A 21550-nucleotide genomic window follows, 5' to 3' on the forward strand; every position below is an offset into this window, starting at 1 on the left:
AAGCGTGTGTAATAGACGAAACAAGCGTGTGTGATTCCCGAAAAAACGTGTGTAATAGCCGAAAAACGACTTAAAAGCGTGTGTGATAGCCGAAAAAGCTTGCAATTCGTGTTTAATTCCCGATAATTAACCCAAATTGTGTGTGATTCCCGACTTACTGTGTCTTTATTTTGGTGAGTCTGAGCCTCTCGCTGGAATGCTTAGGGCTGTTTTCGGGAATTACCCACGCCACTAACAAAACATGGAGTGTTGAAAATGGCATTGCCCCCTATGGCTAAAGATCAACTGAAAAGACTGAAGCACCCACAAAAGGATTTGTTTGTAATTGATGCTCTGGACGTAATCATCAAAGATGATATGCCCTCGATGGAATACCCTTTTTATTCATTATCAAAAAAGCCAGACAGGGAAGTAAGGCGATATGAATACAAAGACAGGTGGATAGAGTTTAGACCGAGTATAAAAGGGCTACCAACTATCTATGATAAAGACCTGATTATTTATGCCATAAGCAACATCATTGCTGCCCTCGATGAAGGGCAGGAACCACCTAAAGAGGTTGAGATTGATCCTTATGCGTTTTTTGTATTCACGCAACGCGGTACAGGTGGCCGTGATTATGATGCGCTAAGAGATAGCCTTGATCGTCTGGATGGAACACGCTTTAGAACCAACATCACAATGAATGGAACAATCATTGACCAGTGGCAGGGGTTGTTAGATAAATCAGCTCTTAAAACAAATGAGGCAACAGGAAAGCCCGAAGTTTTAAGAATCACACTGTCTGATATGGTTATAAATACAATCAAGTCGCGAGAAGTTCTAACTCTGAACCGCGATTACTTCAGGCTAAAAAAACCAATCGAAAGGCGTATCTATGAGTTAGCCAGAAAACACGTAGGCCAGCAAAACGGCTGGGGCGTGAGTCTGGAAACACTGCATATCAAGTCTGGCTCTCGCGCTGTCATCAGAGAGTTTCGCAGGGCAGTAAAACACCTATCTGAACACAATCACTTGCCCGATTATCACGTCTACTTTGAAAAAGAGACTGATAAGGTTTTTTTCTATCCGCGTGAAGAGTTTCAGAAAGCATACAAACCAAACGAACAGGAAGAGGCTGAAGGGGAAACATTACCGGCACTCGCATTCTGGGCTATTGAGAAAGGCAAAGCGGCTGCGCCTGATATGGATATATACGCATTAGAGGCCGACTGGCGCGCTCTCTGGAAAAAGACCGGCAAGAAGCCTTTTGAAAACCATAATGCCGCGTTTATTGGTTACTGCAAATCCGCATATAAGAAAGCGAACAGCTGAACAAGAGTCTATCCACAAATTCACAGGCAACGAGCAGCCCTACCTTGCAAGCGAACTGGCCTGTTCATCTGTGGCTAACTCAATTACTCATGTGAGTATATGAGTACACAAGCGGAAGCAAAAAACATATTGATATATTTTGCATATCAATTTATGATTTATTGCAAATCAATAAACAGGGTATGTTAAATGGATTTCAACGCATTAATGGATGAATGCGCGCCCAATGTTTCACCTGTCACAATGGCCGCGATTGTTAAACAAGAGTCGAACTTTAACCCGTTTGCGGTTGGCGTGAATGGTGATTATGTTTTGGAGCGACAACCCCAGACCAAAGAAGAAGCATTAGAAGTGGTCGCATGGTTGGAGCAGCAAGGGCAAACAAATTTAGACCTTGGGCTAGGCCAGATCAGTAGAGCGAACAGAGCGGCCTACCAGCTATCAAACGCTGACAGCTTTGATGCTTGTCTAAACATTCAAATCGCCGCCGACATTCTCACTCAAAACTATACCCGCGCTGTTAATTCTGGCCTCAATGGTCAGGAAGCTTTAACAGCGGCCATATCCAGTTATAACACCGGCTCTCAGACTGCCGGTTTTGAAAATGGTTATGTGCAGAAAGTCATTAATAATGTCTCGCCTGAGACAGTTACCGTCCCAGCTCTAAAGAACAGCGCGCAGGCCGTGAACGTACCGGCCAAGAAAAGCGAAAGCAAAGAGCTGGACGCGAAGAAATTCCCCCCTCAGTCGGTATATTCCTCGCTGGTATCAGCTGGCGAAGAATCCATATACAAATCGGATTTATCCGATGTCGGCGTATTTGTATATGGGGGAGCGGGGGATAACGGCCTAGTCAGGAATGACGAAGGGCAATATCACACAAATATTTTACGGGACTAAAATTATTTGCCATGCAATTTAATAAAATATGAATATACAAAAACTATTAAAAGGTGGTAGCATTTTAGAAAATATTGCAAAATGTGATCGATTGACTGAAACAGCGTTTATCGAATACGCAGAAAACAAGGCTATCGAGACTTTAACGATTTTACAGACCAATGAAGGGGGATATGTTTTAGCAGTAACGCTCACATGGAAAGACGGGCTTAGCGTGTTAGAAACCACGCGAAACACGGTCAGGGAATGGGTTGATTTTGACAGACTGGCTAAGCACATTTCAGAGAAGTACCCGCGCTTAACTGATATTCAAGTCATCTTGAATAAAGAGTTTGTCATCAATCAACACATGAAACTAAAGGGAGTTAAGGCGGTGTGTTTTGACTCTGAGTATTTACAACCAGAAAAGCAATAGGAGTTAGTTTTGAAAGGACTAAAAGGAATGTTAAAAATCAAAGAAACATGGAAATTAGGGATTATGGCTTTTGTGCTGTTGTTGCCTGAAGCGGCAATGGCTGAACCTTGGGATGATGCAGCCGATCAAGTGCTGGCTATCTTCACAGGGGGCTTAACCAGAACCCTAGCCGTTATCGCGATCATCGTGTCCGGTATCTTGGCAATGTTCGGCAAGATGCAGTGGTCGTGGGTTATTAATATCGTTATCGGTATTGTCTTGATCTTCGGTGGTGCTGCCATTGTTGATTACATTATCGCAGCTGCATCGTAATGGCTGAAGATAACGAAATCATTACAGTAGACCCGTTGTTTGTGGGGCTTACACGCCCCACAACGCTTTATGGTGTGCCTTATTTTGCTGCCATTTTTGAGTTCATGGTCACGGTGATTTTCTTTCTCATTCATGGCAACCCTTTAAGCCTGCTGATCATCATCCCTGTGCATGGGGTTTTGTATTTAATCAGTGCAGCCGATAGCAACATTTTTAGTGCTATCGCGTTATGGGCTAACACTAGCTCACGCTGTCAAAACCGTATGCACTGGTCTGGTGTGTCATTTTCACCCTTGAGGCTTAAAGGCAAAATTAAATAACGGAAAAGGATTAGCAGGATGCAATCAGCACTAAAAAAGGAAAGAGAACTATCCGAGTTCATACCGTACACGTCCCACGTTACGGAAAACATCATAAAGACTGAGAATGATGATTATATCCTGACGCTCAGACTTCAAGGCGCAGCCCATGAAAGCGCCGACATTAGCCAGCTCAATAGCTGGCATGAGCAGTTAAACGGTTTCCTGAGAAATATTGCATCTGAGAATATTGCGATTTGGTCGCATATTGTCAGGCGGCAATACGACCGTTACCCAGCGGGTAATTTTTCTAATGAGTTTGCAGACAAGCTCAATGAAAAATACAAGGAAGCCATGCTTTCTAAAAAGCTGTTTATCAATGAGCTATATATCTCACTTGTTTACAGACAGTCACCTAACAAAGCCTTTTCACTTGTTTCCAAGTTTGTACCCAAAACAAAAAAGACACTGATTGAAGAGCAAGAAGACGCGATACATGAGCTGGAAGAAGCTTGTGAAACAGCGATTACAGCCCTGAACAGATATGAACCTGAACGGCTGGGATTTTATTCCTACAATGACCGGCTGTTTTCAGAGCCGTTGCAGCTGTACGCATTCTTGATAGATGGTGAATGGCATAGATTCCCTGTACCAAAAACCAGCATCAAAGAGGTTTTAGCCACAAGTCGGCCTTTCTTTGGTAAGGCTGGCTCTATTGCTATTAAAACCCCGTCAAGCTCACACCATGCGGCTGTACTGGCGATTCAAGAATATTCCTCAATGACTTACGGCGGGATTCTGGATGATCTGCTTAACGTGCCTTTCCCGTTAGTAGTCAGCCAGTCTTTCACGTTTATTGGTAAGCAAGCGGCTGTCGGTCGCATGACCAGACAGAAAGACAGAATGATCGCGGCGGGTGATGTGGCCGTGTCTCAGATTGCAGACATCGAGCAGGCGCTTGATGACTTGGTATCTAATCGCTTTGTGATGGGTACGCACCATCTGACAATCACAATCCGGTCAGAAGACGCTAAAGAGCTGTCTAAGGCCATTTCTACAACCGGCGCAATCTTATCTGATGTCGGGATGAAATGGGCGCGTGAAGACGTGTCAGCGTTTGCAGCGTACTACGCTCAACTCCCAGCGAACTTTAAATATCGCCCTCGCTTGTCAGATATTTCAAGCCGCAACTTTGCGGCGTTCAGCTGCTTTCACAACTTCCCGACTGGCCGTATCACCGGCAACCAGTGGGGCAATGCTGTAATGATGTTCAGAACGACATCAAACAGCCCGTATTTTTTTAACTTCCATCAAACGGAAGTCATAGACAACAAGATTGATAAAAACCACCGTGACTTAGCGAATACGCTCATTATTGGTAAGTCTGGCGGCGGTAAAACTGTGCTTGAAATGATGATGCTGGCGCAGGCAACCAAGTTTGATGAGCCGGACGATCCGGCTACATTCATTTTGTTTGATAAAGACTTTGGCGCGTCTATTGGTATTCGTGCAATGGGCGGTAAATATTTTCCATTGAAAAGCAAAGTGCCAACGGGACTTGCGCCTTTGAAAATGGAAAACACGCCTGACAATGTGGCGTTTCTGGATCAGCTGATCAAGAAACTAACCTATCGTGATGACTCGCCATTTACACCCGTTCAAGAGAATGAAATACACGAAGCCTTAAACGGCGTGATGTCTCTCCCTAAAGAGCATCGTTCATTGTCTGCATTGCTTCAGTTTCTTGATCCGACCGACAGCAACGGCATCGGGGCAAGGCTCAAGAAATGGTGTAAAGGCGGGGCTAATGGCTGGGTATTTGATAACGACGAAGATACGTTTGAACTAACAGGATCAAATATCTTTGGGTTTGACGTTACCGGCTTTATTGAGAACAAAGAGATAAAAACACCTATCACGATGTATCTATTCCATAAGGTTGAAAAGCTGATTGACGGAAGACGCTTGATTGTCTTTTTAGACGAGTTCTGGAAGCTGCTTGCTGATCCGTATTTTGAGGATTTTGTTGAAAACAAACTAAAAACCATCCGTAAGCAGAACGGTTTTTTAGTTCCGATAACTCAAACGCCTGATGAAATGATCAAATCAAGAATTAGCGCATCCCTGATCCAGCAAACAGCAACTAAGATTTTTCTACCTAATCCTGAAGCTTCACGATCTGCCTATGTGGACGGAATGAAGCTGACGAATCGGGAATATGAGCTAATTAAAAACTTTAGCGAAAAATCGAGATTGTGCCTGATTAAACAGGGGCAAAACTCGGTTGTCGCTGAGCTGAACCTGAAAGGGTTCGATGATGAGCTTGCCGTACTTTCTGGCAATACGGCAACGTCGGCACTAGCTGAAAGGATCGTTGAAGAGCTAGGCCATGATCCGGCTGTCTGGTTGCCAGAATTTCATAAACAAAGGAAGGGTGAAAACCATGTTGACTAAAGGACGAAAATTCATTGCTGCATCTTTTGTGGCCGCAACTCTCTCATTACCACTGCCAAGCATGGCCGGTGGTATTCCTGTTATTGACGTGGCCGCGATTGCTGAAGCGGTCAAGACGCTTATTCAGCTGGAAAAGCAGTTTAGTGAATTACAGGAACAAACCGGACTGACTGAAGAGCAATTACGCTCAATGACTGGCTCAAGAAGTATGGCCGACCTCGTAAACGATCCTGAAAGTCGTTTTTATATTCCAGCGGAATATCAAGACGTTTTAAAACTGACCGCCGGTATCAATGGCGGTGACTATGACGGTCTTCAGAATCGCATTGAAGAGCTGTTAGAAGCCGCTACGCTGCTTGATATAGAAGACTCGCCTTATGACCCTGATTCAGTCGAAGGGCAAGCGTATGTGGCCGACCAGAACCAGATAGCTTTAAACAGTGCGTTAGCTGAAGCGGCCTATAACGAAGCTAACAGCAGGACAGAGAAAATCCAGATTTTACTTGATAAGGTCAATGACGCTGAAGACCCTAAAGACATTGCCGATCTGAATGCGCGCATTGCAGCTGAACAGCTCATGCTTACAAACGAGCAAAACAAACTGCTTGCCCTGCAACAAAACCAAGCCGCCTATTGGGAGCGCCAAAACCAGCGCAGAAAGGAAGGAAGCATCAAAGCAATAGGGCAGCAAGAATACACAACTATTGATTGGTAGTTTCAGTAAGAAGGAAAGATAAATGAAAATAAAAATTTTAATCCTACTTTCAGCCACCTTACTAGGCGGCTGCTTTGACGAAGACAAATCACCCACCATCGAACCTGAAACAATGGCTGACTGTATAGCTATTGAAAATCCTAATGATCGTGATATCTGCAAAATGAAGATGGATGAAAAAACCAAAAAGCAGGCAGAAGATGACGCTAAAAGCATGGAGTCTGTAGGCGATCAGGAATTTAAAACGATTGAATGGTAAGAGTCATTAAATAGGGATTTAAAATGGCACAGGGAATTTTCAAACCAACGTTCGACAAAATAGACACAACGTTAGCGACATATATCAATGACGTAGCTACCAATGTAATTGCTGCAATTACTCCGGTAGTCACTACGCTTTTATTGATTTATGTGACCCTGTGGGGGTGGTCTGTTATTACCGGCAAAACGGGTGAACTCGTTACGGACGGGTTCAACCGGATAATTAAGATCACCATCATTGTCGCGATAGCGATTAATCTGGGTTATTACAATAGCTTTGTTGTGAGTTTCTTATCTAACCTACCTGACAGACTTGCAGAACTAGCCTCTATTACAGTTACTACAGATAGCGGCAGTTACCTAGATGGTGTGTTTTCACAAATCTGGGATTTAGGGTGGAAAATCCTCACAAAAGCGAAAGCAGAGGGCAACTATGTTATGGCCGACATACCATTAACACTTGCCGCCTTAGCTGTCTGGCTTTTTGGTTTCGCTCTTACCGTAGTAGGCGCATTCCTACTTGTACTTTCAAAAATGGCACTATCAGTCCTACTTGGTGTAGGACCGATATTCGTTTTGATGTTGTTGTTTGAGCCTACAAAACGCTTCTTTGAATCGTGGCTAGGGCAGTGCTTTAACTTCATTCTTATTGTGATGCTGGTCGGGGGCATACTGCGCCTTATCGTCTCAATACTAACGGAGTACCTGACGAAGTATGAAGCGGCATCAGCAGGCGGCGCTACTGTTGATATAAGCGGCGCATTGCCAGCGGTTGTGTTATCCGCTATAGCAATACTAATTATGAGGCAGGTAATGCCTATTGCTTCAGCTCTTGGCGGCGGTATCGCGCTCAACACAATGAACTTTGGCCGTAGTATTCCCGACAAGTTTAATCAGTGGGATCAGGCGCGTATGCAGAAAAGAGCCTACAACGATAAAGCTGTTACCAGCGGCCAACAGATTAGAGAGTCTTGGAAAACAGCAAAAAAAGTCACAGCAAAAATGAGACGCGGTAACAACGTTTCAAAATCATAAATATTAATTAACAAAATCTAGCATTCTGCAAAACATTATGTATAATAATGAATAGCAGATAACAGGGAGTTTTTATGCGTAAATTATCCATTTTGGTTTTAATCTTGGCCGTGTCTGGCTGCTCATTAACCCCACCTAAACCGCCTATGTGTGAGGGTGAGTTTCATCCCGTAAACGTGCCTGAAGGTGCAAACCATGAGTGAGGCCAAGGATAAAAAGGCTGCTCAAGAGTATTTGAATCAGGCCAATTTCTGGGAGCTGGATAAAACCAGCTCTTTGAATCGCTCTAACAAAGTCGCATGGTCACTGGCTGTTTTTGGCCTCGGCCTTGCGGCTGTTTGTGCATGGTCTGTAGGCCAATTAGCCCCGCTTAAAACCGTCGAACCCTATGTTATTAGGGTGAACGAAACAAGCGGCTCTGTGGACATCGTTACCGCATTAAAGAACGGTAAAACGACTTATGAAATGGCATTAAATAAATATTTTATTGCCAAGTACATAAGAGCAAGGGAAGGGTACTCACGCCAGCTGGCCGAAGAGTTTTATTACACGGTTGGCCTGCTGTCTGGGAAGGATGAAAAGAAGCGGTATTTTAACTGGTTCAATCCGAAAAACTCTGACTCGCCTTTGAATATTTATGATGAATCTGAAAAGGTCATGATCGATATTCAAAGCATTTCACCGATAGGCGATAAAGACAACAATATCGCGCTGGTTCGGTATATCAAAAAAGTGGAACACGGCAACACACCACCGACCAAAACACATTGGGCGGCAACGGTGCGTTATAGCTATACCACTGCACCAACGAATGAACGGGATCGCGAAATTAACCCGCTTGGTTTTCAAGTTGTGGAGTACAGAAACGATCCTGATACGGTTGGTGAAATCTCAACCCCTACGATTACCTATAAAGCGGACAAGGAAAGCATGACGCCAGCCAGTAACGGCGGCATCTTCCCTCAAACAAGGACGAACACGGATGAATAAACTACTTTCAGCAATCACTTTATCAATGCTCATTTGTGGCACTGTTTCAGCAGAAACCACGCCTGAATATGGCAAATATGATCCCCGCGTCAGGGTGATTGAATACAACAAAGCGGACGTTACCAAGCTGACAACGTTCTTTGGTGTATCTACTCATATTGCCTTTGGTGCTGATGAAAAAATCATTGATATAGCCCTTGGTGATCCGACCGCATGGGAGATCATTCCAAGGGTTAGCAATCTGTATATTCGGCCACTGGCTGACAATCCAGAAACTAACCTGACAATCATCACTGATAAGCATAGCTATCAGTTTGCTTTGTTTACGGCCAACAGATCGGAAACAGACAAAACAGCTTGGCAAGACCCAAACCTGATCTATTCGCTGAGCTTTTCTTATGGTGATGAAGAAGCTGAAGCCCTGAGACTTCAGCGAGAAAAGGAAGCACTGCAAGCCAAGCTTGATGATGCTGAAACCATTCTAAAAACCCAAAGCGATGTTGAAGAAAATATTGATTATTGGGTGGCTGGTTCAGAGCAAATATCCCCGACACGCGCAAAGGATGACGGGCGCTTTATTTACCTGACTTTCAGTAATAACAGGGATATTCCGGCCATTTATGAGGTTGATGAGTTCGGCGAAGAGTCGTTAATCAATACCAGCGTGGACGGTAACACGGTCGTTATTCATCGAATGGTTAAACAACTGAGATTGCGTAAAGGCAATTATGTTGCCTGCCTTATCAATCGTTCATTTGATCTGGACGGTGGCAAGGACAATACAACCGGCACTATCTCAACGGACGTAGAAAGAACTATCAAGGGAGCTGAGTAAATGGCTACGGACAATCAAAACACACAAGACGCGCTGGAAAATGATATTCCAGAAATGCAAAAAACCCGCTCATCAAACAGCACTGCTTACATGATTGGAGCAATCGTTATTGTCACTATAGGCATCGTGTCCCTGCTGTTTATTATGCTGGGTAGTGGCAAGGCCAGTGATGACAAGGCTGAAGAGTCAGCAAAAACGGAAGTCGTTAAAAACGATCTTCCGGCTTTGGTCGTTGAACAGAGAAGACCTGAGCCACAAGCCGCACCAGCGAAACAAGAGCCGGTAAAAGTGGCTGAACCTGAGCCAATCAAAAAACCGACTTACGTTAAACCTGTTCCAGCTGTAAAGCCTCAACCTGAAGCCAAGAAAGAAAAAGTGATTACTTGGTATGACCGCAAAAGGGACGCAGGCAGTTTACAGGCTGAAGCAACCAACATTAAGGACGCTTACAAGCCAGAACAGAGTGCAGCTGATGAAACGGACGGGTTTTTACTTAACAGAGGTGAAAAAGCCCCTCAGACCGATTTAAGCAGACAATTAGTTGAGACTGGTACGCCTATGGCAATCGCTAAAATGCTGCCAGACCGAAACTATGTTATCGCCCAAGGCACTAGCCTTGATTGTGCGCTTGAAACGGCTTTAGATAGCTCTCTGAGTGGTTTAACAACCTGTATTTTGTCGCGGGACGTATATTCAGATAATGGCCGCGTTTTGTTGCTCGATAGAGGCACAAAGCTAACCGGCGAATATACAGGGGGAATGAAAAACGGCCAGAAACGGCTTTTTGTTCTCTGGACAAGAGCGAAAACACCAAACGGCGTGATTGTCTCGCTTAATTCTCCGTCAGCTGATCCACTTGGCCGCTCCGGTGCGTCTGGCTGGGTTGATACGCATTTTGCTGAACGTTTCGGCACTGCGATTTTTCTTAGCATCCTGAGTGATGCTGCACAGGTTTACAGTGCTAATCAAAACTCAGGTGATGGGGTCATTATTGGCAACAGCGCGGAAACTGGCTCTGATGTCGCTGAAGACATTCTGAAATATCAGGCCGACATTCCACCGACACTGATTAAAAACCAAGGTGAAACAATCAAAGTCATGGTAGCGCGTGATTTGAATTTTGCCGATGTTTACGGTCTGAAAATGAGTCAGCAGTAATCATGGCTGAACAACTGGAACACCACGCCTTAGACCATCAATTATTGATTCTGAAGCCCTTTCTTGAAAAAGAAGGGGTGACAGAAATCTTTATTAACAAACCTGAACAGCTCGTCTATCTCGATGCTGGATCAGACCTTGATCCTAAATATGTGGATATGCCAGAGCTAACGCTGGCATATCTCAAGCATTTAGCAAAATTAATTGCGGTCTATAACGGCAAAACTATCAGTGATGAAAAGCCGATTTTAACGGCCTCTTTGCCTACCGGCGAAAGGGTGCAAATTATTTACCCCCCAGCGGTTGAAAGCGGCACTATTTCATTCACTATTCGTATTCCTTGCCCTGTCAATAAATCACTGGATGAGCTGGACGCTGAAGGGGCGTTTAATGAGTGCAAAACCATTAACAACGACCTTCAGGACTTTGAACATGACTTGCTCAAGTACAAAGCAAACGGCCAGATTAAGCAGTTTTTGGAGTTGGCGATAACCTCACGCAGAAATATCGTTATTGCTGGTCAAACGGGAAGCGGTAAAACGACGATTGCTAAAAGCATGATCGAGTGCATTCCGCGCTATGAACGTTTGATAACTCTGGAAAGTGAAAGTGAAATTGATCTGAGCAACTTCCCTAATAAGGTGCATCTTTTTTACTCTCGCGCCCAGAACAGCAAAACCCATATTTCGCCAAAAGAATGTTTGGCCGCGTGTCTGCGTATGAATCCCTCACGCATTCTCATGGCTGAGATTTTGGGTGATGAGTCGTGGGATTACATTAAATCCATCAATACGGGTCATGCTGGCTCTATTACCACCATGCACGCAAACGGCGCTTATGAGGCGTTTGAGCAGTTTGTATCACTGGTTAAAGACAGTCCGAAGGGTGCGCACTTGGACGCGGAATATATCAAGCGCAGGCTCATCGGGACGATTGACATAGTGCTGTTTTATTCACATAGAAAGCTGCAATCCATTTACTACGACCCAGACAAAAAACATGAATATATGGACTAAAATTGCATTGGTTTTTTTGTGCCTGCTGCTGGGCGTTTTTGCGTGGGTATATTTAACGGGCGGTATCTTACTAGCCTTTCTCGGCCAAGACTTTAACCAAGCCTCACCATTAACCGCGTATGAGTATTGGTATCACTATAGCAACGAACCATACGTTACAGACCGGCTAGGCTGGTCTGCTTCTATTTCAGCACTCTTGCTGATCCTTCCAGCAATCGCACTAATGATACCGGCATCGAGAAGCCTTTACGGTGATGCGAGATTTGCAAAATCATCAGAAGTAAAAAAGTCAGGCTTGCTTGATGGTGAAGGTGTGATTGTCGGTAAGTTCAACGATAAATACTTGCAGTTAAAAGGACAGCTTCACGTCATTTTGTCTGCACCTACGCGATCCGGTAAAGGTGTCGGCGTGGTAATCCCTAACTTGTTGGCTTGGAAAAGCTCAGTTGTTGTTTTAGACATCAAACAAGAGAATTGGGACATTACCAGCGGCTTTAGACAGAAACACGGCCAAAAGTGTTTTTTGTTTAACCCATTAGCCACTGACTACCGGACGCACAAATATAACCCGCTAAGTTATATCAGCTCTAATCCTGATTTTCGTATCAATGATATTCAGAAAATCGGGAATATGTTGTTTCCTGACAAGCCTAATACTGATGTGATTTGGACTGCTACGCCTCGTAGTTTTTTTCTTGGTGTCGTGCTGTTTCTGATTGAAACAGGGGGCAAGCTAACACTTGGTCAGGTACTAAGAGAAACACTAAACGGCGGTGATGGATCGAAGTATTTCAAACAGGCCATTATTGACCGCGCTGAGAATGACCGGCCTTTGTCTGGTGAATGTGTCAGGGCGTTAAATACTTATATCAGTATCGCCTCAGAAAACACTCGTGCCGGTGTTATTACGGGCTTTCGTTCACAGCTTGAATTGTGGATGAATCCGATTGTTGATGCAGCCACAAACGGCAATGACTTTGATTTAACGCGCCTGCGTAAAGATAAGATTTCTATTTATGTTGGGGTAACGCCTGACAATCTGGAACGTGTAGCGCCGCTGCTCAATTTGTTTTTTCAGCAGTTGATTGATCTGAATACGCGAGAACTGCCCTCACAAGATAAAGAGATCAAGCATGACTGTTTATTGCTAATGGATGAATTTACGGCCATTGGTAAAGTCGGCGTTTTATCTAAGGGCATTAGTTATATCGCGGGTTATGGACTGCGAATGATGCCAATTATTCAAAGCCCGTCCCAGCTGGTAGACGTTTACGGGCGGGAAGCTGCTGACACATTCACGGTAAACCATGCGTTAAATATCGTATTCCCACCAAAAGCCACGGAAACGCAAGCGGCGCGTGATATTTCAGAATGGCTCGGTTATGAGACAGTCAAGGGCGTTTCGACTTCAAAAACGAAAAGCATTTTTGAAAGACGTAGCCCGTCTGAAAATATCAGTGACCAACGAAGAGCATTATTACTGCCTCAAGAGATCACCAGTCTTGGTGCTGATAAAGCGATTGTGGCATTGGAAAATACCCCGCCAATTATGGCGAAAAAGATACGTTACTTTAACGATCCCATTTTTGTGAACCGGCTTAAATCGGTTTCAAAAACACTAGGCGCGTTGTCATTTAGTCAGGCTAAGAAAGAGCTTATTAAAGTGATCCAGTCTGGCGAATTGGCCGCACCAGTGCCAACACTGAAACTCAGCGGTAACAGTGCTGATTCAGTGATTGATATTTCTCACTTCAAGGAAGATTTAACGGACACGGTAGAACGCGATATTACTGCCGAAGATATACCCGCTTTAGCCAGCAAGACGCTGGCTGACTTTTCAATCACATTTCCAACATTAGACATACCACAAGGATCAAATATGACGGAACAAGAAATATTGGAAATTGCCGACAGACTAAGTGAAGAAGTCGGCTTTTTAACAGGAAGTAAAAACACGGATAACAAGGATGTAGCACATGGCTGAAATGAATTTAAAACTGGTAAACGTGGTTGATACTTCAGGCCGTTCCGATACGTCTATTGGTGTGGCCGTTATGGATGAAAAAGGCCGTTTTGGTTTTGTTAATGGTCGAGATGAGCAACCTTACTTACCCTCTGGGGGGGAACGTGTACTTGAGCTTAAATCTGTCACTGACAGCTTAGAGTTTAAAGATCACGAATGGGGAAGCCATATCCGCATTAAAGAAACCGTCCGTTCAAGACAAGCTAGAGAATCGGCTGAAGCTGAAGAAGAAAACGGCATTGAACAGGTCAAGGAAGCCAGCAAAAGCACTGACAAGAGTGAGGCGTTTGTTACTAAGTCTGAAGGGATTGAAAAAGATCAAATCTTTGAACCGGCAGCGGGTGAGGCAAAAAGCCTAATCCCTGAAGCTGTTCAGAAAAAATTCATTCAAGACGGTAACAAGTTTTATTTCAAAGGCTCACCTGACAAACTGGCTTTTCGTGATACTGGCACGTCCTTAAAAACCAAAGTAGACGGTGAGGCAGTCGTAGACAGCATGATTACGATTGCCAAAAATCGCGGCTGGTCTGAAATTAAAGTGACCGGCACTGAGTCTTTCAAAAAAGACGTATGGCAAGAAGCAACGAAACAAGGCATTGCTGTAAGAGGCTACACGCCAACTAAAACCGAAGTGGCCGCAATGGAACGACAAGGGTTTGATATACCGAAGCAAGGCCAATCTCATGCGCCTGAAGCGGAAATTAAATCCGACAAAGAAAAAGCAGCTGACGCACTTAAAAACCTAAGTGCCAGTGAAGCAGTAAAGAAACACCCAGAGCTTGCGCCTTATGTTGCTGCCGTATCAGCGATTGAAAAGAAGCTGGCAACGGAAAAACTAAGCGAGAGCAACAAAAAAGCGATCATGGATCGTGTACGTCAAAACGCGGTCAACAGCTACAACGAAGGTATTACACCGAAGATGCAGCTGAAAGAGAGACAGCCGCGCAGAGAAGTTACGGCTCAAGCGGAGTTGTCACGATGAAAAAGACCGTTATTTTTTCAATCTGCTTGCTGGCTTCTGCCTGCTCTCACTCGCCGGTACCGGAATCTAAAACCGATACCGGCGCGGTGTCAAAAACGGTCAGAATAAGCCCTGACTATATTGCAACCGGCCATAGTGCCGGTTTGCGGGTTTTTAAATATGGCAAGCGCACACTGATTGAGGCGCAAGGCTCAACAGGTAAAGCGTGGGGCTTAACAGGCGATACAATTACTTTTGAAAAGGTGGGTAATTATCTGGTCAGTGAAAATTTACTGAATGATTTTTATATCAGACATAACGGCCAGACCGTACACATTGAGCTTGTCAGACCTGCGCCGGTTATCGCAGAACCTACGCCACTACCTGAACCCGTCAAGGTTGAGGTTGTAGAAGTCAAATCATTCCCAGAACTGGAAGCGTACAGCCGCGACCAGTTAAGCCAGTATCAAAAGATGCTGGATGATTTGGCCGCGATAAAAAGCACCACCGGCGCGGATTTGTTTCATGCTCAAGTCAAACAAAATGCAATCAGAGAAAAGCTTGAACAGCACAGCCCTGTTACGTTCATTTCCTTTGGATTTGCAAAGACCTTATTTGAGCCTGACACAGCCTTAGACAAGGTTTTATTTCCCGCCGCCCTCGATGCAAGCGAAATTCATTTAAGAGGCCGTACTGACTCTGTAAGAGCCAGTAAAGCCGATATTTGGATAGCTGAACAAAGAGCTAACAACGTGAAGGCATACCTTGTTAAAAACGGCGTTGATCCTAAAATCATCAAAGTCAGTCACCTGCCTGAAGGTGATTTTTTGTTACCGCCTCAAGCGGAAACAAGCAAGGCCGTAAATCGTCGGGTAGAAATCGAAGTAAAACCGTAACAAAATGTTATATTTTGCTGGTCAAAATACATAATAACGTGTTATAATTGAGCCACTTACACACTAACAAGGAGTGTTAGAAATGAAAATTTTACTCAACGTATTAAAATTCATTGTGTTTCATCTGGTCAGACTTGGCCGGAATGTGGCTCACTTCTTTTTCAGAGCCTTTGCGACCATTTCATTGATTTTGGCCGCATTAACCTTTTTTGATACGTTCTTGCCTTATGGCTTTGGTACGTGGACAGGCTGGGCGCTGGTTGCAACCAGTTTTGTGTTTAGCCTGTTGCCCGACCTCTACGACAAACTACTTATTAGCTTGATACCGGAAGGGGAAACCATCCGTATATAAAAAAGCCCGCTTATTGCGGGCTTTCTTTTATGGTTTGTAACCTACCTCACTAAGCATAGGTTGAAAAGTAATCAGGACGATATACGCGCTCACCATTTTCTAGCGTGTATTCCTTTTTCTTTGGCTGGATGCTTTGATTAACCTTAATTCTCACACCACCCGAAACACGACGGACAATAGACTCACCAATTTCAACGCTTGGTTCAGGCCAGCATTTGCCTGTCATGGCTTTTGAGTCGTAATCGCGTACAGAACCAATCTCGATAACTTTAACGCTCTGAGAGCCAACCAGCTCAAGCACCTTGTAATAAGTCACGTTGGTTTGTTCCCAGCCCCATGAGTCATAAAGCACGTCCCCAACTTCTAACGCTCTAGCCTGCACTTCTTTTTTCTGAGTATCCGGAACTGAGTGTGTAAATCCCTTTTCAGTCTAGCGTAACATAAAGCCTATAAAACGGAATTGCATGTGTAATGCATGGCATCGTACAATCCTTTCTATAAACCGGAACCGAGTGTGTAGCCTCCATGTGCTAGCTCACCCGGCACCCATCAGTATTGGATTTCAGGACGGATCTGGAGCGTAGCGTCAGGCTCTGTGATTGCCTAGAAGCACGATAAATAAGGAACGCACGATGCCATCAGTTTTATCCCAGATCCTTGCCAGCTTCCGCGAGAAAGCACTGTCCGAACGTGACAAGGGCACTGACTTCGAGCACCTGTCATTGGTGTACCTGCGCAACGAGCCCTACTACCGTGACCTGTACCGAGAGGTCATGACGTACGGCGACTGGGCAGAGCAGAACGGCCTGACCAAAAAAGACACTGGTATCGACCTGGTGGGTGTGACTCATCAGGATGAAATACACGCAATCCAATGCAAGAACTACGCAGCGGACTACAAAATCACTAAGGCTGACATTGACAGCTTTTTTACCGCTTCGGGTAAAACGATATTCTCGAACCGGATCATCATCACCACCGCTAAGAACTGGACACAGAATGCCAGCGATGCCTTAGAGGGCCAGCACCCACCTGTCAGCACAATCACGCTGGCCGATCTGGAAAACAGTCTGATCGACTGGTCGCAGTTCCAAGTCCAGAAAGTCCCTGTTTTGCGTCCAAAGAAAACATTACGCGAGCACCAAGAAAACGCTCTGAAAGCCACCAAAGCCGGTTTGCAGGCTGCGGATCGCGGCAAGCTCATCATGGCATGTGGAACAGGTAAAACTTTCACATCCCTGAAGATTGCAGAAACGATGGCTGGTAAGGGTAAAACCGTACTTTTTCTTGTGCCTAGCCTTTCCTTGTTGTCACAAACATTGACTGAATGGACGCAAGAGAGTGAAACACCGCTACACAGTTTTGCCGTGTGTTCAGACTCAGATGTGGGTAAGACGCGCAATCTTGATGATGACAGCATTCAAGCTACCGTCAGCGACTTACAGTATCCAGCAACAACGAATCCAAAGAGCTTGGCGGGTGCATTTGCGGCACGTCACGATGCCGAGCACATGAGTGTTATCTACGCCACCTATCACTCTATTGCCGTGATACATGATGCTCAAAAACTCTACGGGCTGCCTGAAATAGACCTAATTGTTTGCGATGAGGCCCACCGAACAACCGGAGCCACCTTTGATGGTGATGAAGAATCTGCTTTCGTGAGAGTTCACGATAACGATTACATTCGTGCTCAAAAACGGCTGTATATGACAGCAACACCGCGTATCTATGGCGAAAAAGCTAAAGAAGCATCAGGTGTTGAATTGTTCTCAATGGACAATCAGCAGCACTACGGCAAAGAACTGTACGTTATCAACTTTTCTGAAGCGGTGTCTCGTGGATTGCTAGTGGATTACAAAGTTGTTGTTCTTGCTGTTGAAGAAGGCCATATCAACCGTCGCATGCAAGAAATGCTTAAGAGTGATGACAACGAGCTGAAGGTGGACGATGCCGCCAAAATCATTGGTTGCTGGAAAGCGTTATCCAAGCAAGGGCTTACTATTGATGGTGATAGCCAACCCATGCAGCGTGCTGTTGCTTTCTGTCAGGTTATTGAAAAAGAGTACAAAGGAAAGAATCACAAGGTTAGCTCTAAGTTGATTTCTGAGATGTTTGGCGCTGTTGTTGATGAGTACCAGCGCCTAGAAATTGAAGAACTGAGAGCGGAAGATCCAGATGCTGAAATCGACACAGCTTTAACGCTCACCTGTGAAGCTGAGCATGTTGATGGCAGCATGAATGCTAGCGAAAAAGAAGCGAAGCTTGAGTGGCTCAAAGAAGACACGCCAGAAAACACTTGCCGCATTCTTTCTAACGTGCGCTGTTTATCCGAAGGGGTCGATGTTCCATCTCTCGATGCCGTACTGTTTCTGACACCGCGTAGCTCTCAGGTTGACGTTGTGCAGTCCGTTGGCCGTGTAATGCGTCTTTCACCAGGTAAAAAACAGGGTTACGTAATTCTCCCTGTGGTCATTCCTGCTGGTGTTGAGCCATCCCAAGCGCTTGATGACAATAAGACCTACAAGGTCGTTTGGCAGGTTTTGAACGCACTGCGCTCCCATGATGACCGCTTTGACGCAATGATTAATAAGCTTGAGTTCAACGGTAAAGACTCAAGAAAAATGGAAGTTATTTCTGTTGCAGACAAAGTGCAAAGGCGCTCAAAAGCAGCGACTGGTAAAGGCAAGTCTGCTGGTAAAGCCAAGGGTGGCTCTGCGATTGGTTCAGGATCGAATGCTCCAGTACCTGAACAGGCAAGCCTGCAATTTGAAGTCGGTGAGATCGAGCGCGCTCTGTACGCCCAGGTAGTCAAAAAGTGCGGCAACCGCCACCACTGGGAAGACTGGGCCAACGACATTGCCAAGATCGCCAATACGCACATTGACCGTATTCAAGCTATTTTAGAAAACAAAGACAACACCGCTGAGATTGCTGCTTTTGAAGCGTTTGCACAAGAGCTACGCGATGACTTAAATAATGCAGTTACTGATGTCGAAATAATTGAGATGCTGGCCCAGCACCTTATTACCAAACCAGTATTTGATGCTTTGTTCGAGGGATATAATTTCACAGAGCACAACCCAATGTCTGTTGCGATGCAGGCCGTTACCGAACAGCTTGAAGCGCACAATATCGACAAAGAAGCCGACACCCTTCGTTCGTTCTACGAGTCGGTGAAGATGCGAGCAGCCGGCATTGAAAGTGCCGAGGGCAAGCAGCGCATTATTGTTGAGCTGTACGACAAGTTCTTCAAAAACGCTTTCCCACGGATGACCGATCGCCTGGGTATTGTCTACACCCCCGTCGAGGTGGTGGATTTCATCATTCACAGCATTGAAGACGTGCTCAAGGCTGAGTTTGGCAAGAGCATGGCCGATGAGAACGTGCATCTACTCGACGGCTTTACTGGCACTGGGACGTTCCCGGTACGGCTGCTACAAAGCGGCATCATTCCCAAAAATAAGCTTGAGCACAAATACAAGCATGAGATTCACGCCAACGAGCTGGTGTTGCTGGCCTATTACATTGCAGCTATCAATATCGAGGCCACCTACCACGGCATCATGAATGACAACGTGACCGGCCTGGAAGAAAGCGATCAGATTTTTGAGGTTCCCTACGAGCCGTTCACCGGCATTTGCCTCACCGATACATTCCAGATGTACGAAAGTGAGGACATGGTTGATGCACTGCTAGTTGAAAACAGTTCACGCCGTAAGCGCCAGAAAGAATTGGATATTCGAGTCATTATGGGAAACCCGCCATACTCAATTGGCCAAGCTAGCGAGAATGATAACAACGCCAACGTCAGCTACCCCAAGCTGGATGAGCGCATTCGCAGTACCTATGCGGCTCGTTCAACAGCAACCTTGGCTAAGGGGCTGTACGACAGCTATATCCGGGCGATCCGCTGGGCATCAGACCGCATTGGTGATGCAGGCGTAATTGGCTTTGTGACCAATGGTGGCTTCTTGGAGGCAAACACGGCAGATGGCCTGCGTAAGTGTCTTGCCGAAGAGTTTTCCAGTATCCACGTGTTTCATTTGCGAGGTAACGCCCGCACCTCTGGGGAGCTTCGGCGCAAAGAAAAAGACAACGTTTTTGGAATGGGAACCCGAACACCAATTGTCGTTTCAATTCTAGTGAAAAATCCTGAAGCGACAGAGCATGGTCGCATCCTTTTTCACGATATTGGTGACTACCTGAACCGGACTGAAAAGCTGGAAATGATTGCTGACTATGCCAGCCTAAACGGTATCCCTTCATGGCAGTTGATCACCCCTGACCAGCATGGTGACTGGCTTAATCAGCGTGATGACAGTTTCAATGAGCATATTGTTTTGGGAGACAAGAAATCTGACGAGCCGAAGCTGTTTGAAAACTTTTCCTTGGGAGTGGTCTCAAATCGTGATGCGTGGGTTTACAACTTTTGTAAGCAGAGCATGACCGCAAATATGAGCGGGATGATTGAGTTTTACGGTAGCGAGCTGGACAGGTTTAACGCTGAGTACCAGAGTCTGAGCAACCAAGAGCGAAGCCGTTTGGTGGATGGCTTCATTAATACAGATCCGACAAAAATTAGCTGGACTCACAACATTAAGCAGGACTTTGCAAGAAATAAGTCGCTCGGCTATGAGCATTCATCGCTAACCACGTCTTTGTACCGTCCATTTACAAAGCAATGGATGTACTACAACCGCGCTTTTAACGAAAGGGTTTACCAGATGCCTCGAATCTTCCCGCTAGGCAGTGGGGTGGAAAACTTGGTTATTCAATTTAATGCTAATTATAGTGGAACAGGATTGCCTGTCTTAATTGCAAACTCGCTACCTGATCTGCACTGTAACGGAGATTCTCAATGCTTTCCGCTCTACCTTTACGACGAGCAAGCGCAAGAGAAAGCTGAGGATGCAAACGGTGACTTGTTTGGCGATAACAAGCAGCAAGAGCCTGGTCTGAAGCGTCGCGATGCCATCACGGATGAAGGGCTCGCTCATTTCCAAGAGGCATACCCTAGTGAACAGATCATCAAAGAGGACCTGTTCTACTACGTCTACGGCATCCTGCACAGCGAGGACTACCGCACGAGATTTGCCGACAACCTGAGTAAAGAGCTTCCGCGCATACCGAAGGTTAAAAAAGCAGCGGATTTCTGGGCTTTCTCAAAGGCTGGCCGTGACTTGGCCGAGCTGCACCTGAATTACGAAACTGTGGACAAATACCCAGTGACCATTCAAGCCAAGGGCAACCTTGTGGACGAGGACTATCGCGTCACCAAGATGAAGTTTGGCAAGAAGCGCTGTGAGGAAACCGGTAAGAACATCGACGACCGCAGCACCGTCATCTACAACGGCAAGATCACCATGACCGGCATCCCAGGTGAAGCATGGGATTACGTTGTGAACGGTAAAGCCGCCCTTGCTTGGGTAATGGAGCGTCAGGCTGTCACGACGCACAAGGCAAGCGGCATCGTCAATGACGCCAACGACTGGGCCATCGAGACCATGGGTAATGCCAAGTATCCCCTGGAGCTGTTTCAGCGGGTTGTCACGGTGAGCCTGGAGACCCAGAAGATCGTGAGTAGCCTCCCGGAACTGGACATGGTGTAGGG

Annotated in this window: 20 protein-coding genes; 19 read left to right on the top strand and 1 reads right to left on the bottom strand. The window is 45.5% G+C overall.

Annotated features, from left to right (window positions below; translation table 11 throughout):
* Positions 1-270 precede the first annotated feature (270 nt).
* The 18 genes from QQL60_RS12530 (at position 271) to QQL60_RS12615 (ending at position 15936) form a co-directional block, all read left to right on the top strand.
* Complete coding sequence (locus QQL60_RS12530) at positions 271-1314, top strand: replication initiator protein A (protein WP_284723504.1); 1044 nt, start codon at positions 271-273, stop codon at positions 1312-1314.
* A gap of 189 nt (positions 1315-1503) precedes the next feature.
* Positions 1504-2214 carry a lytic transglycosylase domain-containing protein gene (locus QQL60_RS12535; protein ID WP_284723505.1) on the top strand — a complete coding sequence of 237 codons (711 nt, stop codon included), beginning with the start codon at positions 1504-1506 and terminating at the stop codon, positions 2212-2214.
* Positions 2215-2242: 28 nt separating this feature from the next.
* Positions 2243-2629: a hypothetical protein gene (locus QQL60_RS12540; protein ID WP_104935291.1), complete on the top strand. Its 387-nt coding sequence runs from the start codon at positions 2243-2245 to the stop codon at positions 2627-2629.
* Positions 2630-2656: 27 nt separating this feature from the next.
* Positions 2657-2941 (top strand): TrbC/VirB2 family protein, encoded by a 285-nt coding sequence (locus QQL60_RS12545; protein ID WP_104935292.1) that lies wholly within the window; start codon positions 2657-2659, stop codon positions 2939-2941.
* Positions 2941-3261: a VirB3 family type IV secretion system protein gene (locus tag QQL60_RS12550; RefSeq protein WP_284723506.1), complete on the top strand. Its 321-nt coding sequence runs from the start codon at positions 2941-2943 to the stop codon at positions 3259-3261. Before QQL60_RS12545 ends, QQL60_RS12550 begins: the two co-directional genes overlap by 1 nt.
* A gap of 18 nt (positions 3262-3279) precedes the next feature.
* Positions 3280-5694, top strand: a complete 2415-nt coding sequence (locus QQL60_RS12555) for a VirB4 family type IV secretion/conjugal transfer ATPase (protein ID WP_284723507.1) — start codon at positions 3280-3282, stop codon at positions 5692-5694.
* Entirely contained in the window at positions 5684-6409 is a 726-nt protein-coding gene (gene virB5 / locus QQL60_RS12560) for a P-type DNA transfer protein VirB5 (RefSeq protein WP_169697899.1), read from the top strand. The genes QQL60_RS12555 and virB5 overlap by 11 nt, the downstream gene beginning before the upstream one ends.
* A gap of 22 nt (positions 6410-6431) precedes the next feature.
* Positions 6432-6668 carry a hypothetical protein gene (locus QQL60_RS12565; protein ID WP_104935296.1) on the top strand — a complete coding sequence of 79 codons (237 nt, stop codon included), beginning with the start codon at positions 6432-6434 and terminating at the stop codon, positions 6666-6668.
* Positions 6669-6691: 23 nt separating this feature from the next.
* Positions 6692-7705, top strand: a complete 1014-nt coding sequence (locus tag QQL60_RS12570) for a TrbL/VirB6 family protein (protein WP_104935297.1) — start codon at positions 6692-6694, stop codon at positions 7703-7705.
* Between the two features lie 74 nt (positions 7706-7779).
* Positions 7780-7908: a hypothetical protein gene (locus QQL60_RS12575; RefSeq protein WP_284723508.1), complete on the top strand. Its 129-nt coding sequence runs from the start codon at positions 7780-7782 to the stop codon at positions 7906-7908.
* Positions 7901-8695, top strand: a complete 795-nt coding sequence (locus tag QQL60_RS12580; RefSeq protein WP_104935298.1) for a VirB8 family type IV secretion system protein — start codon at positions 7901-7903, stop codon at positions 8693-8695. Before QQL60_RS12575 ends, QQL60_RS12580 begins: the two co-directional genes overlap by 8 nt.
* Positions 8688-9530 carry a P-type conjugative transfer protein VirB9 gene (gene virB9, locus QQL60_RS12585; RefSeq protein ID WP_104935299.1) on the top strand — a complete coding sequence of 281 codons (843 nt, stop codon included), beginning with the start codon at positions 8688-8690 and terminating at the stop codon, positions 9528-9530. Before QQL60_RS12580 ends, virB9 begins: the two co-directional genes overlap by 8 nt.
* On the top strand, positions 9531-10688 hold the full coding sequence (virB10, locus tag QQL60_RS12590; protein WP_284723509.1) for a type IV secretion system protein VirB10: 1158 nt from the start codon (positions 9531-9533) through the stop codon (positions 10686-10688).
* A 2-nt stretch (positions 10689-10690) separates the two neighbouring features.
* A complete protein-coding gene (gene virB11 / locus QQL60_RS12595; RefSeq protein WP_104935301.1) occupies positions 10691-11704 on the top strand; it encodes a P-type DNA transfer ATPase VirB11 in 1014 nt (337 codons plus the stop codon).
* On the top strand, positions 11688-13688 hold the full coding sequence (locus QQL60_RS12600; RefSeq protein ID WP_284723510.1) for a type IV secretory system conjugative DNA transfer family protein: 2001 nt from the start codon (positions 11688-11690) through the stop codon (positions 13686-13688). The genes virB11 and QQL60_RS12600 overlap by 17 nt, the downstream gene beginning before the upstream one ends.
* Positions 13681-14709, top strand: coding sequence for an LPD7 domain-containing protein (locus QQL60_RS12605; RefSeq protein WP_284723511.1), 1029 nt, complete (start codon positions 13681-13683; stop codon positions 14707-14709). The genes QQL60_RS12600 and QQL60_RS12605 overlap by 8 nt, the downstream gene beginning before the upstream one ends.
* Positions 14706-15584 (top strand): OmpA family protein, encoded by an 879-nt coding sequence (locus QQL60_RS12610; protein WP_284723512.1) that lies wholly within the window; start codon positions 14706-14708, stop codon positions 15582-15584. Before QQL60_RS12605 ends, QQL60_RS12610 begins: the two co-directional genes overlap by 4 nt.
* An 82-nt stretch (positions 15585-15666) precedes the next feature.
* Positions 15667-15936 (top strand): hypothetical protein, encoded by a 270-nt coding sequence (locus QQL60_RS12615; RefSeq protein ID WP_284723513.1) that lies wholly within the window; start codon positions 15667-15669, stop codon positions 15934-15936.
* A gap of 49 nt (positions 15937-15985) precedes the next feature.
* On the opposite strand, the gene QQL60_RS12620 is transcribed toward QQL60_RS12615, so the two are convergent.
* Positions 15986-16318: a hypothetical protein gene (locus QQL60_RS12620; RefSeq protein WP_284723514.1), complete on the bottom strand. Its 333-nt coding sequence runs from the start codon at positions 16316-16318 to the stop codon at positions 15986-15988.
* Between the two features lie 250 nt (positions 16319-16568).
* Here QQL60_RS12620 and QQL60_RS12625 point away from each other — a divergent pair, with 250 nt between their 5' ends.
* Positions 16569-21548: a DEAD/DEAH box helicase gene (locus QQL60_RS12625; RefSeq protein ID WP_284723515.1), complete on the top strand. Its 4980-nt coding sequence runs from the start codon at positions 16569-16571 to the stop codon at positions 21546-21548.
* The last annotated feature ends 2 nt before the right edge of the window (positions 21549-21550 follow it).

The organism is Methylophaga thalassica, assembly GCF_030159795.1.
GTDB classification, from domain to species: Bacteria; Pseudomonadota; Gammaproteobacteria; order Nitrosococcales; family Methylophagaceae; genus Methylophaga; species Methylophaga thalassica.

Coding starts and splice junctions, on each gene's coding strand:
- QQL60_RS12530 (WP_284723504.1), top strand. CDS start 271: ATGGCTAAAGATCAACTGAAAAGACTGAAGCACCCACAAAAGGATTTG.
- QQL60_RS12535 (WP_284723505.1), top strand. CDS start 1,504: ATGGATTTCAACGCATTAATGGATGAATGCGCGCCCAATGTTTCACCT.
- QQL60_RS12540 (WP_104935291.1), top strand. CDS start 2,243: ATGAATATACAAAAACTATTAAAAGGTGGTAGCATTTTAGAAAATATT.
- QQL60_RS12545 (WP_104935292.1), top strand. CDS start 2,657: ATGTTAAAAATCAAAGAAACATGGAAATTAGGGATTATGGCTTTTGTG.
- QQL60_RS12550 (WP_284723506.1), top strand. CDS start 2,941: ATGGCTGAAGATAACGAAATCATTACAGTAGACCCGTTGTTTGTGGGG.
- QQL60_RS12555 (WP_284723507.1), top strand. CDS start 3,280: ATGCAATCAGCACTAAAAAAGGAAAGAGAACTATCCGAGTTCATACCG.
- virB5 (WP_169697899.1), top strand. CDS start 5,684: ATGTTGACTAAAGGACGAAAATTCATTGCTGCATCTTTTGTGGCCGCA.
- QQL60_RS12565 (WP_104935296.1), top strand. CDS start 6,432: ATGAAAATAAAAATTTTAATCCTACTTTCAGCCACCTTACTAGGCGGC.
- QQL60_RS12570 (WP_104935297.1), top strand. CDS start 6,692: ATGGCACAGGGAATTTTCAAACCAACGTTCGACAAAATAGACACAACG.
- QQL60_RS12575 (WP_284723508.1), top strand. CDS start 7,780: ATGCGTAAATTATCCATTTTGGTTTTAATCTTGGCCGTGTCTGGCTGC.
- QQL60_RS12580 (WP_104935298.1), top strand. CDS start 7,901: ATGAGTGAGGCCAAGGATAAAAAGGCTGCTCAAGAGTATTTGAATCAG.
- virB9 (WP_104935299.1), top strand. CDS start 8,688: ATGAATAAACTACTTTCAGCAATCACTTTATCAATGCTCATTTGTGGC.
- virB10 (WP_284723509.1), top strand. CDS start 9,531: ATGGCTACGGACAATCAAAACACACAAGACGCGCTGGAAAATGATATT.
- virB11 (WP_104935301.1), top strand. CDS start 10,691: ATGGCTGAACAACTGGAACACCACGCCTTAGACCATCAATTATTGATT.
- QQL60_RS12600 (WP_284723510.1), top strand. CDS start 11,688: ATGAATATATGGACTAAAATTGCATTGGTTTTTTTGTGCCTGCTGCTG.
- QQL60_RS12605 (WP_284723511.1), top strand. CDS start 13,681: ATGGCTGAAATGAATTTAAAACTGGTAAACGTGGTTGATACTTCAGGC.
- QQL60_RS12610 (WP_284723512.1), top strand. CDS start 14,706: ATGAAAAAGACCGTTATTTTTTCAATCTGCTTGCTGGCTTCTGCCTGC.
- QQL60_RS12615 (WP_284723513.1), top strand. CDS start 15,667: ATGAAAATTTTACTCAACGTATTAAAATTCATTGTGTTTCATCTGGTC.
- QQL60_RS12625 (WP_284723515.1), top strand. CDS start 16,569: ATGCCATCAGTTTTATCCCAGATCCTTGCCAGCTTCCGCGAGAAAGCA.